Annotated in this window: 15 protein-coding genes; 6 read left to right on the top strand and 9 right to left on the bottom strand. The window is 63.0% G+C overall.

Annotated elements, in window-relative coordinates; translation table 11 throughout:
* Positions 1-84 precede the first annotated feature (84 nt).
* The gene (locus AC6I6L_RS02455) at positions 85-1,128 is read left to right on the top strand and encodes an MBL fold metallo-hydrolase (RefSeq protein WP_497916127.1); all 1,044 of its coding nucleotides are present in this window, start codon (positions 85-87) and stop codon (positions 1,126-1,128) included.
* 105 nt (positions 1,129-1,233) lie between these two features.
* On the opposite strand, the gene AC6I6L_RS02460 is transcribed toward AC6I6L_RS02455, so the two are convergent.
* A complete protein-coding gene (locus AC6I6L_RS02460; RefSeq protein ID WP_497916128.1) occupies positions 1,234-2,028 on the bottom strand; it encodes an N-acyl homoserine lactonase family protein in 795 nt (264 codons plus the stop codon).
* 105 nt (positions 2,029-2,133) lie between these two features.
* Here AC6I6L_RS02460 and AC6I6L_RS02465 point away from each other — a divergent pair, with 105 nt between their 5' ends.
* Positions 2,134-2,268, top strand: coding sequence for a transporter (locus tag AC6I6L_RS02465; RefSeq protein WP_497916129.1), 135 nt, complete (start codon positions 2,134-2,136; stop codon positions 2,266-2,268).
* A gap of 46 nt (positions 2,269-2,314) precedes the next feature.
* Here AC6I6L_RS02465 and AC6I6L_RS02470 read toward each other — a convergent pair whose 3' ends face one another.
* Positions 2,315-4,084, bottom strand: a complete 1,770-nt coding sequence (locus AC6I6L_RS02470; RefSeq protein WP_497916130.1) for a GMC family oxidoreductase — start codon at positions 4,082-4,084, stop codon at positions 2,315-2,317.
* Positions 4,085-4,086: 2 nt separating this feature from the next.
* A complete protein-coding gene (locus AC6I6L_RS02475; RefSeq protein ID WP_497916131.1) occupies positions 4,087-5,139 on the bottom strand; it encodes a gluconate 2-dehydrogenase subunit 3 family protein in 1,053 nt (350 codons plus the stop codon).
* A gap of 192 nt (positions 5,140-5,331) precedes the next feature.
* On the opposite strand from AC6I6L_RS02475, the gene AC6I6L_RS02480 reads away from it, so the two are divergent.
* Positions 5,332-6,654, top strand: a complete 1,323-nt coding sequence (locus tag AC6I6L_RS02480; RefSeq protein WP_497916132.1) for an NAD(P)/FAD-dependent oxidoreductase — start codon at positions 5,332-5,334, stop codon at positions 6,652-6,654.
* 102 nt (positions 6,655-6,756) lie between these two features.
* Here the strand turns inward: AC6I6L_RS02480 and AC6I6L_RS02485 are convergent, their stop codons facing one another.
* Both AC6I6L_RS02485 and artA read right to left on the bottom strand, forming a co-directional pair.
* Positions 6,757-7,497, bottom strand: a complete 741-nt coding sequence (locus AC6I6L_RS02485) for a metallophosphoesterase (protein WP_497916133.1) — start codon at positions 7,495-7,497, stop codon at positions 6,757-6,759.
* Positions 7,497-8,561, bottom strand: coding sequence for an archaeosortase A (artA, locus tag AC6I6L_RS02490; RefSeq protein ID WP_497916834.1), 1,065 nt, complete (start codon positions 8,559-8,561; stop codon positions 7,497-7,499). The genes AC6I6L_RS02485 and artA overlap by 1 nt, the downstream gene beginning before the upstream one ends.
* Positions 8,562-8,709: 148 nt before the next feature.
* Here artA and AC6I6L_RS02495 point away from each other — a divergent pair, with 148 nt between their 5' ends.
* Positions 8,710-9,489: a DUF7839 domain-containing protein gene (locus tag AC6I6L_RS02495; protein WP_497916134.1), complete on the top strand. Its 780-nt coding sequence runs from the start codon at positions 8,710-8,712 to the stop codon at positions 9,487-9,489.
* 721 nt (positions 9,490-10,210) lie between these two features.
* Here AC6I6L_RS02495 and lpdA read toward each other — a convergent pair.
* Positions 10,211-11,638 carry a dihydrolipoyl dehydrogenase gene (gene lpdA, locus AC6I6L_RS02500; RefSeq protein WP_497916135.1) on the bottom strand — a complete coding sequence of 476 codons (1,428 nt, stop codon included), beginning with the start codon at positions 11,636-11,638 and terminating at the stop codon, positions 10,211-10,213.
* A 141-nt stretch (positions 11,639-11,779) separates the two neighbouring features.
* Between lpdA and lipP1 the strand changes: the two genes are divergently transcribed.
* Positions 11,780-12,721, top strand: coding sequence for a LipP1 family hormone-sensitive lipase (lipP1, locus tag AC6I6L_RS02505; protein WP_497916136.1), 942 nt, complete (start codon positions 11,780-11,782; stop codon positions 12,719-12,721).
* Positions 12,722-12,938: 217 nt separating this feature from the next.
* Positions 12,939-14,252 (top strand): E3 binding domain-containing protein, encoded by a 1,314-nt coding sequence (locus tag AC6I6L_RS02510; RefSeq protein WP_497916137.1) that lies wholly within the window; start codon positions 12,939-12,941, stop codon positions 14,250-14,252.
* Positions 14,253-14,480: 228 nt separating this feature from the next.
* Here the strand turns inward: AC6I6L_RS02510 and AC6I6L_RS02515 are convergent, their stop codons facing one another.
* From AC6I6L_RS02515 to AC6I6L_RS02525, 3 genes are read right to left on the bottom strand one after another with little or no spacing between them, the layout of a single operon-like run.
* Entirely contained in the window at positions 14,481-15,518 is a 1,038-nt protein-coding gene (locus tag AC6I6L_RS02515) for an NAD(+)/NADH kinase (protein WP_497916138.1), read from the bottom strand.
* A gap of 6 nt (positions 15,519-15,524) precedes the next feature.
* On the bottom strand, positions 15,525-16,529 hold the full coding sequence (locus AC6I6L_RS02520; protein ID WP_497916139.1) for an alpha-ketoacid dehydrogenase subunit beta: 1,005 nt from the start codon (positions 16,527-16,529) through the stop codon (positions 15,525-15,527).
* Positions 16,526-17,572: a thiamine pyrophosphate-dependent dehydrogenase E1 component subunit alpha gene (locus AC6I6L_RS02525; protein WP_497916140.1), complete on the bottom strand. Its 1,047-nt coding sequence runs from the start codon at positions 17,570-17,572 to the stop codon at positions 16,526-16,528. The genes AC6I6L_RS02520 and AC6I6L_RS02525 overlap by 4 nt, the downstream gene beginning before the upstream one ends.
* Between the last annotated feature and the right edge of the window lie 17 nt (positions 17,573-17,589).

Genomic DNA, 17,589 nt, shown 5'->3' on the forward strand with positions numbered 1-17,589 from the left:
GTACGACTTCTCCGCACAGCACGTTAACACAGTAGCACCAGCATACCCGGCTGTTTAATATTGCTCAGGCCGTCCCCGGTGAGCATGGACCGGATCTCGCTGGGGAACGACGAATTCGAGGGGCGAAACAACGCCTACGTGCTCGCAGACGACGATCGAGACGAACTCGCACTCGTCGACACGGGGATCGCGATCGACGGCGTCCGATCGGAATTGCGGGCAGGATTGGCAGAGCGAGGGTACGCGTTTGCGGACGTCGACGACATCGTCCTGACGCACCATCACGTCGATCACGCGGGTCTCGCGGGCGAAATCCAGGCCGAAAGCGGGGCGACGGTGTACGTCCACGAGGCGGATCTTCCCCTCGTGGAGGGCGACGAAGACGCGAAAGCCGCCGCCCAGCATCGCCGGAACGCGATGCTCGATCGGTGGGGCGTTCCCGACGACGCACAGGAGGACCTCCGCGCGTTTCTCGAGAGCGTAAGCCACGTCGACGGCGAGCCACCCGAGGCGACGCCGATCGAGGATGGGACCGTTCTGGAGGTCGGCGGATACAGGCTCGAGACGGTCCACACGCCCGGCCACGCGGCCGGCCTCTGCTGTTTCGAGACGACCGGTGCGTCGGAGACGCGACGAACGGGCGGCGATCCCGCCAGAGAGGGACGCGAGGCGTTCGTCGGCGACGCCATCCTGCCGGTGTACACGCCGAACGTCGGCGGCGCTGATCTCCGCGTCGAACGTCCGCTCGCGACGTATCTGGACTCGCTTTCCCGAATCGTCGATCGCGACTACGATCGCGTCTGGCCGGGCCACCGCGAGCCGATCGCGGCGCCGACCGATCGCGCTCGGGCGATCGCTGACCACCATCGCGAGCGAACCGAGACGGTTCTCGAGGTCGTACGCGAGATCGAACCGGTAGACGCCTGGACCGTCAGCCAGCAGTTGTTCGGAGACCTCGCCGGGATACACGTCATCCACGGGCCGGGAGAGGCCTACGCCCACCTCGACCATCTTTACCACGAGGGCGTTCTCACTTTCGAGGACGGAAACTACCGCCTCGCGGACGCTTCGCCCGACGCGATCGGCAGTGAGGAGGAACTCTGCAAAGCGGATGTCGACGGTCGGTGACTGCGAGAGGAACGTTGGCCGTTGGTGACTGCGGTCTCTGTCCGTCGCTGGTTGTCACCCACCTGTCGTTGTTGATCGTCTACCGTCGTCGCCCGGCGATCGCCGTTACAATCCATCCTGAAGCGCTGTGAGATCTTCGGCGTCGTGGCCGCAGAAAACCCGGGCGTCGTCACGGCGCTCCTCGTCTTTGAGCAGGCGCAGGCTCTCGACCCACGCTCGCTTGCTCCACAGTAAACTGCCACCCATCGGGTGTTCGTCGTCGTAGTTCGCCCGAACGTAGGCCTGGTCGCCCGCGAGGATCACGGTCCCGGCGTCGTCGAGATCGAGTCGCACGCCGAGCAGACCCGGCGTGTGCCCCGGCAGGTGGAGGAATTCGAGGCCCTCGAAGTGTTGTTCGCGCTGGCCGTGGACGATCTCCCAGTTGAGGTCTCGATCGAAGTCCCCTGGGACGTAGGCGACGCTTCCCTGATCGGTCTTGGCGCTGTAGTAGGCGTACTCGAGTTCGCGCTTGTGAACGAACACGGGAACGTCCGTGTCCTCGAACGCGTACAGGCCGCCGGCGTGGTCGAGGTGGAGATGTGTCTGGATCACGGCGTCGACGTCCGAAATGTCGTACCCAGCGTCGGCGAGGTCGTCCTCGATCGGGCGCAGGCCGGTGTGCTCGAAGGCGGCGTACAGTTCGGCCGGCCAGTGGCCCGCGTCGGCGTCGGGGTGGGACCCGGTGTCCCAGAGGATCGTTCCTTCGGGGTGGTCGATCACGAGGTTGTAGACGGGGCCGTCTCCCATCGTGACGTCCGGGTTCGGGTCCGCGGCCGTCCCGATCGAGTGGCCCTCGATGATGTGGTTGAAGTCGGTGGTGATGGTGCCCCGATCGATCGGCGTGATGGTTGCGTCGACCATATCCCGAGCACGAGGTGAGGGGGGTTATACGTGGCGGACACATTGACATGTCTGTCCTGCGACTGCCGGCCGTGCCACTACCAGTTCGCAGCCCGACGGACGCACATGGTCAGAGCTTCGACGATCGTGATCCTCCTCGGTATCGGCTTGCTGTTCGTCCCGATTCCACCGATCGCGACGATTCTCGGCGTGCTCGTGATCTTCCTCGGGGTCGCGCTCAGAGTGCTCGCTGGTATGTGAACGCCAGGCCGATCGGCGGCCCGTCGATGGCCGAATCGACCGACGACTACGATTCGGCGCTGGCGAGCATCTCGGGTTCGTCGAGGTACTCCTGAATCCCCTCCGCGGCGCGGAACGCGAGCGCGCCGACGGTCCCCGTGGGGTTGTAGCCGCTGTTGTGGGCAAATGCCGACGCGCCGGGGATGAACAGGTTCTGGGCGTCCCAGCACTGGAGGTAGTTGTTCACGACCGATTCCTCGGGACCGGCTCCCATGATCGCGCCGCCGGTGTTGTGCGTCGACTGGTAGGGCGTAATGTCGAAACTCCCCTCCAGCGTCGTTGTGGCGTCGACCGTGTCTGCGCCCATTTCCTCCATCAGTTCCTCGAGTTGCGGACCGATGTGCTCGACGAGGTTACGATCCTGCTCGCGCCAGTCGAAGGTCATCCGGAGCAGCGGCTGGCCGTACTGGTCGGTGTAGGTCGGATCGAGGTCGAGGTAGTTCTCCCGAAACGGGAGCACCGCACCCTGGGCCGACACGCTGATCGAACTGTGGTAGTAGTCGATGCTCTGTTCTTTGAACTCCGAGCCCCACGACGGCGTGCCCTCGGGAACCGGATTGTTGGCGATCGGTCGATCGCCGGTCTGGTTGATCGCGACGTTGCCGCCGTGGAGAAAGTCGAGGTCCTCGTGATCGAAGTTGTCGCCGTTCAGGTCGTCGAACGACGCGCCGAGCGCGCCCGCCCCCATGTAGAGATTCCACTCCTCGTCGTCGAAGAAGCCGCGGGCGCTGGCACCGAAGTTCTGGTAGCAGTAATTCTTCCCGACGACGCCCTCGCCCGTTTCGGGATCGTACGGCTCACCGATGTCCGACAGCAACAGAAGCCGGACGTTGTTGAGGACGTACGCGGTCAGCGCGACGACGTCCGCCGGCTGTTCGTACACCTCGTCGGTCTGTCGATCGACGTAGCGGACACCTTCGACTTCCTGTTCGTCCTCGTCGTAGAGCAGTTCGACGACGTCAGAGTGAGTCCGCAACTCGAAGTTCCCGGTCTCCTGGGCCGCCGGCAGGACGGTGGTGATCGGCGACGCCTTCGCACCCCACTCGCAGCCGAATCGCTCGCAGTAGCCGCAGTACTGGCACTGGCCCTGCTGGATGCCGTCCGGATTCGTGTACGATTCGGTGAGATTCGCGGAGGGTGCCTGGAACGGCTCGAAGCCGAGGTCGTCCGCGGTCTCTTTGAATCGCTCGAGTACCGGCGTCTCGATCATCGCCGGCAGCGGGTACTCCCGCGATCGCGGCCCCTCGTAAGGGTTGCCGTCGTCCTGGGTCTCTCCCTCGATGTTGCCCGCTTCGCCCGCGATACCGGCGGTGTACTCGAACTCGTCGAAGTAGGGTTCGAGTTCCTCGTAGCTGATCCCCCAGTCTTGCAGTTGCATGTTCTCGGGAATCTTCTCCTCGCCGTACTCCTCGATCGTTCGCGATCGGATCTCGAAGTCGTAGGGGAGAAAGCGCCAGGTCTGGCCGTTCCAGTGGACGCCCGCGCCGCCCTCGCCGCTTCCGGGGAGGAACGCGCCGTACCGGCGCATCGGCAGGGCGGGCTCGTCGACGCTATTACGGAACGTGATCGTCTCCTTCGAGAGGTCCTGCATCAGCTTGTACCGCAGCGCGTAGCCGAGCTCGTCGTGAACCGTAAAGAAGTTCTCCGTCTCGCGCTCGCCGCCGCGTTCTAAACTGACCACCTCGTAGTCGTTCTGTGCGAGTTCCTTCGCGACGATGCCGCCGGTCCAGCCCGCGCCGATCGTGACTACGTCGACGGGGTCGAGTTCTTGCACCATTCTCACTCACCTCCGTCGGCGTCCTCCTCCTCGAGATCGACGCTCGTTACCTCGGCTTCGGTCTCGCCGCGAGCGGCCGCCTCGTCGACGACGTGGGGATACTCCGCCTCCGCCGCGTCGTGAACGTGGGCGTGGCCCTCCTCGCTCTGGTCGTTTGCCGGCTGTTCGTTTTCGTCCCCGATGCCGAGTGACTCGATGTCGTCGGCCAGCTTGCGGTAATCTCCCTCTTCGAGTTCGATGTACTCGCCGTCCTCGAGCGACCCCCGGTAGCTGCCGAGGGCCCCTGGCGTCCCCGGGAACCCTTTCAGCCGCCAGCCGATCATCTCTCGATTGCCGCCGTACATCGGATCGGAGAACATCCCCTCGAGCGTGTTCTGGCGAACCAGGAGAAAGAACCCGCTCGCGTCGATGTCGGTGTCGTCGAACTGCTCGATCTCGTCGTTCTCGAGCGCGGACACGACCTCTTCCTGCTGGTCATCCTCGAGGTTCGCAAACGAATCCGCGTCGTACGCCGATTGCGTGTACTCCTCGATCGCGTGGATGCCCTGATCGTAGGCCTCGTTCGGAGTGAGCGCGTACTGCCAGCCCTGGGTCTCGGACGCGTTCTGCTCCGCCCAGGAGACCTCCGTCTCCGGGTCGACGTCCTCGGGCTGCTCCGCCTCGTCCTCGAACGGTTCGGTCGGGTCTTTGCCGGCGAACGGCCCTTGCATGTACCACCGCTCGCCCCGCCCCCACGCCGAATTCATCTGCCCGTCGATGAAGTAGACGACGCCGGCTTCCGGCGCGCCCGGACCGTTGTCGTCGGACGGGTAAATCTGCCCCGTCAGGTCGTGGACGACCCGCGCCTGCTGGATGGTAAAGTACTCGAGTCCCTGTTCTTCGACCTCCACCTCGTCGACCTCCTGCATCGGTGCGACGTCGAAGTCAGCCGCGTCGAACGTGCCCTCCGCCGGCGCGGCGATTCCGAAGACGGCCAGCCCGCCCCCGACCTGCATCATCTTCCGCCGCGAGACGTCCCGCGTGAAATCGACCTTCGCATTGGTATCGTCTCCCATACAGCGGTTGAACTTCGAAACGCGAGTTAGTCGATATCCCTGCACACGACGGCATCACCCGCAGTCGCCTCGACGAAGCGATCGATTCCCGAACCGACGTCGGTCGATCGATTCCCCTGTGCGGGCGACCCTCGCGGCCGCGTGTTTGCCGTAGCGTTCAGGATTTTGTGTCCCCCCGCCGAACGGACGCCTATGACAGAGACGCCCCGAGTGGTCGTCGTCGGTGGAGGACTCGCCGGCCTCGTCGCCGCGCGCCACCTCGCCGCCGGCGGTGTCGACGTGACGCTGTTCGAACGCAACGAGGAAACCGGCGGTCGCGTCCGAACGCGCGACCGGGACGGCTTCCTGCTCGATCGCGGGTTCCAGGTGCTGTTTACCGCCTATCCGGCCGTCAGGCGGGAACTCGATCTCGACGCGCTCGAGTTGCGCCGGTTCGCGCCGGGGGCGACGATCGCCCGTCCGGGCAGCCGATCGACGCTCTCCGATCCGGTCCGCGATCCGACGGCTCTTCCTGCGACGCTGTTCAACACCGAGGTCTCGCTTGGCGACAAACTTCGCGTCGCACGGCTCCGATGGGACCTGCTCCGAACCGATCCGGAGACGATCTTCGACCGCCGACATGGCGGGAATTCCACCGGCTCGGACGACATCTCGATCGGCGCGTTCCTTCGCAACCGCGGCTTCTCCGATCGCTTCGTCGAGCGCTTCGCCGCTCCCTTCTACGGCGGGATTACACTCGATCGATCGCTGTCGACTTCGGCGCGCGTCTTCGAGTACACGTTCCGATCGCTCGCGGCAGGTGAGACGGCCGTGCCCGCCGCCGGAATGGGGGCGATTCCCGACCAGCTCGCGGAACACGCCCGCGACGCCGGCGCGACGATCGAGACTGACACCGAGGTGACGGCCGTCTCGCCGGAGGGAGACTCGACGAGCAACGGCGGCGGTGCGACGATAACTGTAGGGGACGAGTCGATCGACGCCGACGCAGTCGTCGTCGCGACGGACCCCCCGACGGCTCGCGACCTCACGGACGTCGAATCGATTCCGACCGAGCCCCGCTCGTGTGTCACGCAGTACTACCGGCTCCCCGGCGAAGCGGATCTCGAGACGGGGACGCGACTACTACTGAACGCCGGCGACGCGGGGCCGAATCACGTCGTCCCACACAGCGCCGTCGCACCCGAGTACGCCCCGGCGGATACCACACTGTTGAGTGCGACGTATCTGGGCCAGCGCGAAGAAGACGACGAGGAACTGGCCGACCGAACCCGCGAGACGCTCGCAGCGTGGTATCCGGAGCGCCGGTTCGATCGACTCGAGGCGATCCACACCGATCGTATCGCGTTCGCCCAGTTCGCCCAGCCGCCGGGCATCCACGATCGGTTGCCGGACCCGCGCGATTCCGCCGGTGCGGTCTATCTCGCCGGAGATTACACCCAGTGGTCGTCGATCCAGGGCGCGATGGAGAGCGGCCGAACGGCGGCGAAAGCCGTGATCGACGACCTCTCACGGTGAGGTGTGCGTGCATCTCGTAATCCTCGATCACAGTCGCTATTCGGCGGCCGGCGATCACCCCCGTTGTTCGGCGGCCGGGGATTTGTTACCGGTCGAGCCGGGTCACAGTAACCGGCGACACTCTCCTAATGGCGGAAACCACAGCGGTCCCTCGCTCGCCCCGTCCCAGACCGCCGGGTAGAACGCGTCGACGTCGGTGATCAGCGGCGACTGGAAATCCTCGGCGGACAGTCGATTGACCGTCGATCCCCGTGCCAAACGGGTAAATGCGGGGAGGACGAGAACGTCCGCCCCCTCGTACGTCCCCGGCCCGTAGAGGAAACACGGCCGCTTGCGCCCGTCGATCGACAGCGCCGGGTGGTCGTGGCCGATGACGTACCGATCGACGGCTCCGTCGGGACCAGGAGGCTGTTCGTGGCCGTGACAGACGATCGTCGTTCCGGGGTCGGTCGGGGGACCGATCTCGATCCGGTGGGCGTCGACGCACTCGCCGTCGAAAATCGACTCGAGCATCGCGTCGTGGTTTCCGCGCGTGACGACCAGCGACGCGCCGGCACGATCGACGGCCGCAACGAGCCGGGAGAGGTCGTCTTCGATGCCCCGCGGAACGCGGGAAAACGAGTGCAGGAGGTCGCCCGCGACGACGACCGTTTCCGGCGTCGTTCCCTCGAGGACGCCCTCGAGTCGATCGATCGCGTCCGTACCGTCTTCGATCGGTGCCTCGACGCGCGAGGCTGCGCCGCGGCCGAGATGGATGTCTGCGAGGACGAGCATTTCTCCGTCGGGCAGGTAGACGGCCCGATCGCGGATCGAGAACGGGACGTCGACTGCGGTATCGCTCATCAGTCGGGCTTCGATCCCGACGCCGAAGCGTCTTCGGTGGAAGTCGACTGTCCGCCGGTCGAACTCGGCTGGCCGCCGTCGGTTCGCGCGTTCGTTCCGAGGGCCTCGTAGAGGTCGTACTCGGAACCGGTGAAGATGAAGAGCGCTTCCTCCAGGGGCTTGAGAATCTCGGGGAGAATCCGGATCAGGAGCAAGGTGATTCCGATGAGGGCGACGACCGACAGCAACTGAGCGATGTAGTTGTGCGCGACGAGGAAGGAGACCCGGTTCGCCTCGGCACCCATGTACGTCGTCATAAACGAGACGAGCCACTCCTGTTGGAACCAGCCCCACGGCGACGCGAGACCGATGAAGACGTTCCGAACGAGGTTGAGAAACCAGATGATTCCGACGGCCGCGACGAACGCGATCGCTTTCCGTCGGAGCGGGGCTTTCACCGAGGCGATCAGGCCACCGAAGATCGCCATGCTGCCGATGCCGGTGCACGCGAGGATGATGTAGGTGGTCCGCCCGGTTACCGTTTCGTCGGGATCGAAATTGAACCGACTCTGGTAGCCGTCTACCCCCTCGTTGATGCCCGGGCTGTATCCGAGCAGTTCCATGCCGTAGTGGGTCTGTGCGGCGGTCGTCTCGATCAGCCACGTCCGGACGAACGGGATCATCTCGGCGGGCAGGTAGATCAGCCCCATGAACATCACCGCTTTCGTGAGAAGCATAAGTGAGTCCCGACCGCCGTAGAGGAGATAGCCGGCGTACACGCACAGCGGGAGCGCAGCGAGCGCCAGCACTGTCTGTAGCGGACTCTGGACGTCGGTGTAGTAGTACGGCACCATCGTCAGCCAGAACACGCCGAAAACGACCCACGCGCCCGCGGCGACGTGGCGGGCCCGTTCGGTCGCGCCGCGCCGCTGGAGGAGAAGTGCAACCAGGAACGCACCGATCGCGATCCAGGCAAGCCCGTCCGTCAGTCCGGAACTGAGAAGCGTCGGCGTCAACGTAACGGCGTCTGCGGCTTCGACGCCGACGATCGAAGACGCGCCTGCAGTCGTTACAAGCGACGACATTGTCATGCAAATCCGACGGACTCTCGGGCTATCAACTTGACGCCTCGCCGCGACCCGTGGATCCGCCCCTCCTGCGCCGATCGAATTCGCCACTCCGGAACTGATCGCGATCGGATACCTTTTTGCCGCGCTCGTCAAACGTGATCGTATGGTCGATGTCCTCGACAACAAGCGCTCGGCGACCCGGTTCCGGATTCTCGTCCAGATCGCCGAACGCCAGCCAGCGGTCAGCCAGGGGGAGATCGCCGAGGAGGTCGGCGTCACGAGCCAGGCGGTCAGCGAGTACATCCGCGAACTCGTCGACGACGGTCTCGTCGAAAAAGAGGGACGATCGCGCTATCGCGTCACGAACGAGGGCGTCGACTGGCTCTTTCGGGCCGCCGACGACGTTCGCCGGTTCGCAGACCACGTGACCGGCGACGTCCTCGGTGCGATGAGCGAAGCCGCCTACATCGCCACCGACGACATCGAGGAGGGCAATACCGTCACCCTCTCGGTGGAAGACGGATTGCTCCACGCGACGCCGGGCGACGACGGGCCCGCAACCGGCGTCGCGACGACCGACGCCGAAGCCGGCACCGACGTCGGCGTCACGAGTTTCGAGGGCGTGATGGACCTCGAACCCGGCTCCGTCACCGTCTTACAGGTACCCTCGGTACGATCCGGCGGCAGCCGTGCGATCGACGATGTGACCATTACCGAACACTGTGCGAACGCTGATCGCGTCGTCGCAGCTGGAATCGAAGCGATCGTCGCCTGCCGGGAGGCGGACATCGAACCGGTCGTCACGTTCGCGGCCGGCGAGGTCGCCGCCGACGGTGCCGAGCGCGGTCTCGAAATAACCGCCGTCACGACGACCGACGAAGTTGGGAGGGTGACCGATCGGCTCCGGGACGCTGGCGTCTCCTACGAAGTACTCGAAGGGTGAGCCGCGCCGCCCCGGATGGAGAGGATTCCCGATCGATGTCGGAATACTATGGTTACTCCTCTCATCGGTGCATACCTGATCGTGCGATGGGAGCGCTGTTCGGAACGAGTGCGACGCGGTAGGCTGTTCTGAGTTGTGGAAGTACCGGCGGGCTTCAAAGCCATCGTTGGCCTATCTATCGTATTTATGCTAATACTATCGGCCATTAATATTGTGGAGAAGATACAATGATCCCTGAGTCGAACTTGGAGGTCGATACTGCAGTCTTCAGACGAGAGGGAATCGGTCCAGCCGCTGCAGTCGTTCACAGAGTGGCCGAGAATGCGACTTCTCCGTGCTGTGTTTCTGGTTGATTGCGACGGAACCCTAAATTCTCTTTCTCTGTCCGATTTGAACGAGTAACTTCACTATATCGTACGAAACCAGATTTCACGCCCACAAAATGCGCGTCCGCTTCCATAACTCGTGGTCGGCCAATGAGGTGAACGTCCGAATTAGTATTGTGATTGTTAAACACTATTACTGCCCACTTTTGCTATAATACTAAATTAAATGGTGTTTATTCCAGAGGTGCTAAACGAGATGACCTCCGGGAACGATACCGCTCTGATCGGTACCCGAAACATCGTGGCCGCGGACACGTGCTGTGAGAGATCACTTCCACAGTTCTCGGTTCAGCGCGATTCCACGAGCGAGACGACGGCGTGGAATCTGTCATCGGTCATCGGTTGAGCGTGTGGATGGCTTCGCCGCGGGCGTTTGCGACTGCCTCCATAACAGCCTCGTTGAGGGTCGGGTGTGTGTGAACTGTTGTCGCAACGTCTGCGAGGGTAGCTTCCATCTCGATCGCCAACGTGAGTTCAGCGACCAGTTCTGCGGCGTCGGGACAGACCATCTGGGCCCCGAGGATGGTCTCTGTGTCACCGTCTGCGACGATGCGCACGAAGCCGTCGGTCTCACCGAGTGTCAGTGCACGGCCCGACGCTCGCATGGGCATCCGTCCAACGACAGGTTCGTGACCAGCGTCCCTCGCTTCGGCTTCGGTCATCCCGACCGTAGAGATTTCAGGGTCGGTGAACACGGCAGCGGGGATCGCCCGAGAGGAGCGTGTAACGGACTCCCCAGCGATCGCGTCGGCGGCAACTTCACCCTCCGTACTCGCCTTGTGAGCGAGGAGGGGCTCTCCGGCAACGTCACCGATCGCAAAGATGTGCTCGGTGGCAGTCCGTGTCTGGTCGTCGGTCGGAATGAACCCCTGTTCGTCCGTTTCGAGCCCTGCTGCTTCCAGGTCGAGCGTCTCAGTAACTGGGTTGCGGCCGACGGCGACGACGAGGCGGTCGGTGTCGTACTCGAACTGTTCGCCGTCTTCAGTCCCGGTGACGAGGCGGACACCGCGGTTCGTCCGCTCCCAACTGTCGGCTGCTTCACCAAACCGGAAGTCGATCCCGAGGGCTTCGCCACGTTGCCTGACAACGCGAGCGATATCCCGCTCGTACCCTGGCAGTACCTGATCGAGCATCTCGACGACCGTCACGTCGACACCCAGTTTGGCGAACACCGTCGAAAGCTCCATGCCGATGTACCCGGCCCCGACGAGAACCAGTCGTTCGGGGAGCGATTCGAGTTCGAGTGCGTGTGTCGACGAGAGGATGTGCTCCCCGTCGAACGGAAATCCGGGGAGTTCGGTCGGGCGCGATCCGGTGGCGATGATCGCGTTGTCGAACGAAATCGATCCCTCGTTTGTCCCGTTTCGAGTGATTCGAACCGTGCTCTCGCCCGAGAACGCTGCGGTACCGTCGACCAGCGTCACACCGTTTGCCTTGCAGAGTTTCTCGACGCCGCCGGTGAGTTGGGTCACGACACTGTCTTTCCACCCGATCATCCTACCGAAATCCACATCGAGGTCATCGAGGTCAGCGCTGATACCCATCTGCTCGGCAGTGCTGGCTTCGTGTGCGATCTCAGTCGCCGTAATGAGCGCTTTCGAGGGAATGCACCCCACGTTGAGACAGGAGCCACCGTACGCGTCTTTCTCGACGAGTGTCACATCGAGGTCGGACTGGGCCGCACGGATTGCGGCGACGTATCCGCCAGGACCAGCACCGATAACGAGGACATCCGTCTCTGTTGGAAACGAGTTTGTAGGCATCTTCTAGCGCTATCAACCGGGTGGATAAAAAAGAGTCCCATTTCTGACCCTCCCGCACGGACCGCTGTACGTATCGCCCACGATCGCGGCGTTGTGAAAGGTACAATTATACTGTTCTATGCGAATAGTGTACCAGAGGCAATGTCATCGACGCTCAACTCCCAAGTCGAGGCGTATCTCCACGGGCTCTCGGACCAGGGGCTCCCACCGCTGTACACGCAGTCACTGGCGGATGCCCGTAAAACGTACCGCGATCTCGCTGTTCCCGACGAACCACCGAGTCCCGTCGCGGCTGTGTCAGAACGCACCGTGCCGGGCCCGGAAACGGATATCCCTATCCGAGTTTACACGCCGGATGCGGACGGCCCACTACCACCACTCGTGTTTTTCCACGGCGGTGGGTGGTTGCTCGGCGGTCTGGAGACACACGACGCCCTCTGTCGAGAACTGGCGAACGCAGCCGAGTGCGTCGTCATCGCAGTCGACTACCGACTCGCCCCCGAACATCGATTCCCGGCCGGCCTCGAAGACTGTTATGCCGCGACCCGCTGGGTGGCCAACAACGCCGAAGCGGTGGGTGCCAGACCCGATCGGTTAGCGATCGCTGGAGACAGCGCCGGAGGTGCCCTGGCGATGGGTGTTGGGCTCCTCGCACGAGATAGAGACGGGCCGAACATCGATTATCAGGTGCTCGCCTACCCCGCTACAAACTACGCGTTCGATACGGACTCCTACGAGGAGAACGCCCAGGGGTACTTCCTCACGCGAAAAGACATGGAACGGTTCTGGAATGGGTACCTGCGGAGTGAACTGGACGGAAGACATCCATACGCATCACCACTTCGGACACAGAACCTGGACGGACTCCCACCGTCGTTCGTCCTGACGAGCGGGTTCGACCCGCTTCGCGACGACGGACGCAACCTCGCAAACCGCCTGTCCGAGGCTGGGGTCCCAACACAGCACGTCCAGTACGACGATATGATCCACGGATTCCTGACGATGCTCGCCGACCCGGAACTCGATCGGGCCCACGAGGCGATTGAGGCGATCGGTGAGGCGGTGCAAAACGAGATCCAGTGAGATCCCGTAGCCACTGACCGTCAGTACGCACCGAATCGATCATCGAGAACCGGCTACAGCGCTTCGATCACTCACCGGTGAACTGAACGATCGCTCCTCGTCATCCGATAGTGATTCGGAACGCACATCTCTGGAGCCAGGGCATCAAACTGAGATTGAAAACTCGATGAACTTCAAGAGATACGTTTTAGTAGGCTGCCACACATCACTATGCTACATGGCAGTTATTATCAAGATGCCCAAGCTCGGGCTCGAGATGGAACAGGGGACCGTTCTGGAGTGGTTCTTCGAGCCGGGCGACGAGGTGCCGGAAGGCGACAAGATGACAGAAGTCGAGTCCGAGAAAAGTATCGGTGAGGTCGAAGCACGCGAAGACGGTACCCTTCGGCGCATCTATATCGAGGAGGGCGAGGCCGTTCCGCCCGGCACACCGATCGGGATCCTTGCGGAGGCCGACGCCGATATTTCCGACCTCGAGGCCGAGGCCGAAGCCGAACTCGAAGGAGAGACGAACGACGAGACCGCAGAGCCCGAACCGTCGGGTGCGGACGCCGACGCCGGTGCGACCGACGAGCACGCGGTTGCCTCCACCACCTCGTCCAACGGCGGGGCGGTCGAAGTGAAAGCGTCCCCACGTGCACGGAAACAAGCGGAAGAACTCGGCGTCGATCTGACAACCGTCGACGGAACCGGGCCGATGGGGTCGATCACAGCCGACGACGTCGACGCAGCCGCTGGCGGCGCTGGAGGAAGCGCGGAACCAGTCAAAGCCTCGCCACGGGCGAAAAAGCGCGCAGACGAACTCGGCGTCGATCTCGCGACGGTCGACGGAACCGGACCGATGGATTCGATTACGGCGGACGACGTCGAGGTTGCCGCTGAAACCCCGCCGGCGGCCGATGCCGCGGGAATCGAACAGACTGGATCACTCCGGTACCAACGAGCCACGACCGTTGGGGACCCTGCGGCAGGGGCGGCGTTGCTCGAGACGACCGAAGCGGTTCGATCGGCGTTCGAGGAGCGCGTCACGATCACCGACGTGCTGCTCGTCGTCGCTTCGGCGGCGCTCACGGCGCAGCCAGTCGTGAACGGAACGTACGCGGAATCGACTCATCAGCTCCAGGCGAGTCACGACATCGCGCTCGTGACCGAGTTTGACGACGATCCTGACTCGACCGTCATTCCGACCGTCGACGACAAGTCACTGACCGAAATTGTCGAGGCACGCGAGGAATCCCACGGCGCAAGCGGCGAGCGCCCGTCCTTTACGCTCGCAAACACGACCGAGACGGAGTCGGCGACAGTTCTCGTCAATCAACCGGCCGTCGCAGCGCTCGAAGTCGATCCGTCGGGCCAGCGGGCCGTGCCGACTGACGACGGCGTCGACCTACAGCCGCTCGTCACCGCCAGCCTGACCTACGATACACGCGCGATCGATGGCTCCGACGCCGACGCGTTCCTGGAGCAGTTCTTCGACCGAGCCGAACGGGCATCCGAGCTGATCCTCGGCTCGTATCACGGAAAAGAGTAAACAACCGGGGTACAGGCTGTCTCCGACTGGTACTGGTGTGTTACTTTCCAGCTGAAATACTATTCTGGACGCCGCCGAACTGCCCCGGAGCGATCGCTCGAATAGGGCGGACGGGTACCGCAACCGACGGACTCTCTTGTGGAAAACCAAACGGAGAGTTATAGTAGCAACTGAAACGATTTACACACTGATCGCACAGCCATCCTGCGATCAGGTGTGCATTGACTTTCAGTTGCTACTATAGCCGTCGTCGATCGGTTTCCTGTCGCTGTTGCTGACGAGTGAGCCTGCCTCCGGAGCCGTCCTCAGCGCAGCTTCCACATCGACGAGACGCGGTCCGTTCGCGGTGGGCGTTATATCGACGGTGGCGTCGGTGAGTTCGAGTTCGCGCTCACCGTCTGCACCGATGACACCGTCTTGCACCTCGAAAGTCGCTGGCTCGTCCCAGTCGAGGGACTCGTACGATTCGAGACCGACCGTCGTCGTCATTCCGGGGGCGAGGATCGAACGGACAGACTGGGGGGTCTCGTCGGGGTCGCCGAGGCGGAGCGCGACACCACCAGGCGCATCCGGGGCCAGTGGTTCGACGCTCCCTGCGACGCTTGTGAGTCCGATTTCGGCGGGGTGAGCGCGCGAAACGACGCCACCGAGCAGTTCTGACGGATCGATGATGGCCCGCGTCCCGACGAAGGGCCGATCGGTAATACCGATCGTCGCCAGGCCGGTGAGTTCTTTTTTTCCGGACACGTCATCGGCGTCGACGTCGATTCGTCCGTGACGGTAGGTGACGGCCTCGGTGTCGACCACGCCGGTTGCGATCACGGAAGCGGCTGCGCCGGCGACGGTCCCGTCGACAGGGGTCGGGACGACGTTGTTCGTTCCCGTCGAGACGGACACGAGCGGGACGTCTCCGAGTTCGAGTGCGGTGTCTCGGCTCGTTCCATCGCCACCGAGGACGACCACGACATCTGCGTTCTCGCGGAAGTATGCTGCAGCCCGTCGCGTATCCGCAGCGGACTCCTCGATCGGCATCTCCACCTGTTCGGCGGCTATTTCCGGGGATGCCTCTTCGATCGCGTGTGCGGCGATTCCAGCCTTATCCGGCATGACTTCGACGCTGGGTGGAGTAGCGGTGACGCTCAGACCGCCGATAACACACTCCGCAGTGCGGCGTTTCGCGTAGTTGTCTACGACGCTCGCGCCGCCGGTCAGACGGCGGATATCACGACCAGCCGACGGGTTGACGATAAGTCCAACGTGGCCCACGTCTGGTTAGTGTATCCGCTGGATGGCGTTCTGGACATCGTCACCGTCGGGAAGGACCTCCTGTTCGAGCGGCGGACTGAACGGCATGTGCGTGTCAGGGGTTCCGACACGCTGGATGGGTGCATCGAGGCTGAAGAACGCTTCTTCCTGTACCCGGGCGATGATTTCCGCGTGGGTACCGTACGAAAGCGGACTCTCATCGGCGACGACCATCCGTCCCGTTTTCTGGACGCTCTCGACGATCGTTTCGGTGTCGAGCGGATAGAGCGAGCGCGGGTCGATGACCTCGACGCTCACATCACCGGCCAGGTTTTCTGCGACCTCGAGCGATTCACCGACGAGTCGCTGCGTCGCAACGACGGTGACGTCCTCGCCCTCGCGTTCGACAGCGGCCTCGCCGATCGGGATGACGTAGTCCTCGTCGGTCGGGACTTCACCGCGTTGCTCGTAGATCATCTTGTTCTCGAAGATGAAGACGGGGTCGTCCGATCGGATGGCAGCCTTCGTCAGTCCCTTCGCAGATGCGGCAGTACCGGGTGCGACGGCTTTCAGTCCCGGGAAGTGTGAGATCCAGGTGTGGACCGTCCCGGAGTGCTGGCTGGCTGCACCCATTCCGCCACCTTCGGTTGCCCGGATAGTGACCGGCATCTCGGTCTTCCCGCCGAACATGTACCGCATCTTTGCCATCTGATTCATGATCTGTTCCATCGAGACGCCCATGAAATCGGAGAACATGAGTTCTGCGACCGGTCGGGTTCCGGTCGCGGCAGCACCGACGGCCGCACCGACGTAGCCGGCCTCGGCGATGGGCGTGTCTCGGACCTGTTCCCCGCCGAACTCCTCGTAGAGGCTGCCGGTCACTTCGAGGACACCGCCGAACGCACCAACGTCTTCTCCCATGATGTAGACGTCCTCGTCGCGGGCCAGTTCCTCCCGGAGGGCCTGGCGGATGGACTCCCGGACCGTCATCGTCTCCGTTTCTTCCTGGCCGAGTTCTGCCTGAGCGCTCATCGGGAATCACCTCCGGTGGAACCGCCGTCAGTGCGGAGACGGGTCGCAAACTGTTCGATTTCGGGAACCGATTCGTTGAACATGTCGTCGTATGCTTCTTCGGGCTTCGGGTAGGCAGATTCCTGCGCAAAGTCGACCGCATCGTTGATCTCTTCTTCGACCGCAGCCTGCATCTCCTCGAACTCCGCCTCGGTGAGTTCCTCGCGGTCGATGAGTCGCTGTTTGAACGCGTCGATCGCGTCTCGCTCCTTCCACTGTTCGAGTTCTTCGTCAGTCCGGTAGTTCTGTTCGTCGCCCTCGTAGTGACCGTGATACCGGTACGTTTCGGCTTCGATCATCGTGGGTCCGTCACCGGCTCGTGCCCGCTTTCGCGCCTCTGTGACGGCCTCGTTGACGGCCGTTACATCCATCCCGTCGACGGTAACGCCGGGAATATCGTACGCCTGTGCGGTGTCACTGAGTTGGTTGACGTTGTGTTGATTCTCGACGGCGGTTGCCTCTCCGTACTGGTTGTTCTCGATGAGGAAAATTGCCGGGAGATCCCACGTCGATGCCATATTTACGGCTTCGTGAACCTGACCCTGTGCGACCGCACCGTCGCCGAGGAACGCCAGCGCGACTTCGTCGCGACCCTGGTGGTCGATCGAGAGCGCCGCACCGGTCGCCAGCGGCGGACCCGCACCGACGATACCGTTGGCACCGAGCATCCCGGAATCAACGTCGGCAATGTGCATCGAGCCACCCTTGCCGTTGCAGTATCCATTTTCTTTGCCGAACAGTTCGGCCATCATCAGCTTGGTATCCAGTCCTTTGGCGATACAGTGACCGTGTCCTCTGTGCGTACTGGTGATGTAGTCTTCAGGTTCGAGCGCAGCGCACGTTCCGACACCAACTGCTTCTTCACCGATGTACAGGTGGACGAACCCTGGAATTTCACCGTCTGCAAAGTACTGCCCGGCTTTCGTGTCGAATTCACGGATAGTCAACATTCGACGCAGGGCTTCGAGTCTCCCGTCTTCGGTATCTAGCGAATAGTCTGCCATACTCCGTTAGTGTCTAT

The organism is Halosolutus sp. DAT137, from assembly GCF_059736405.1.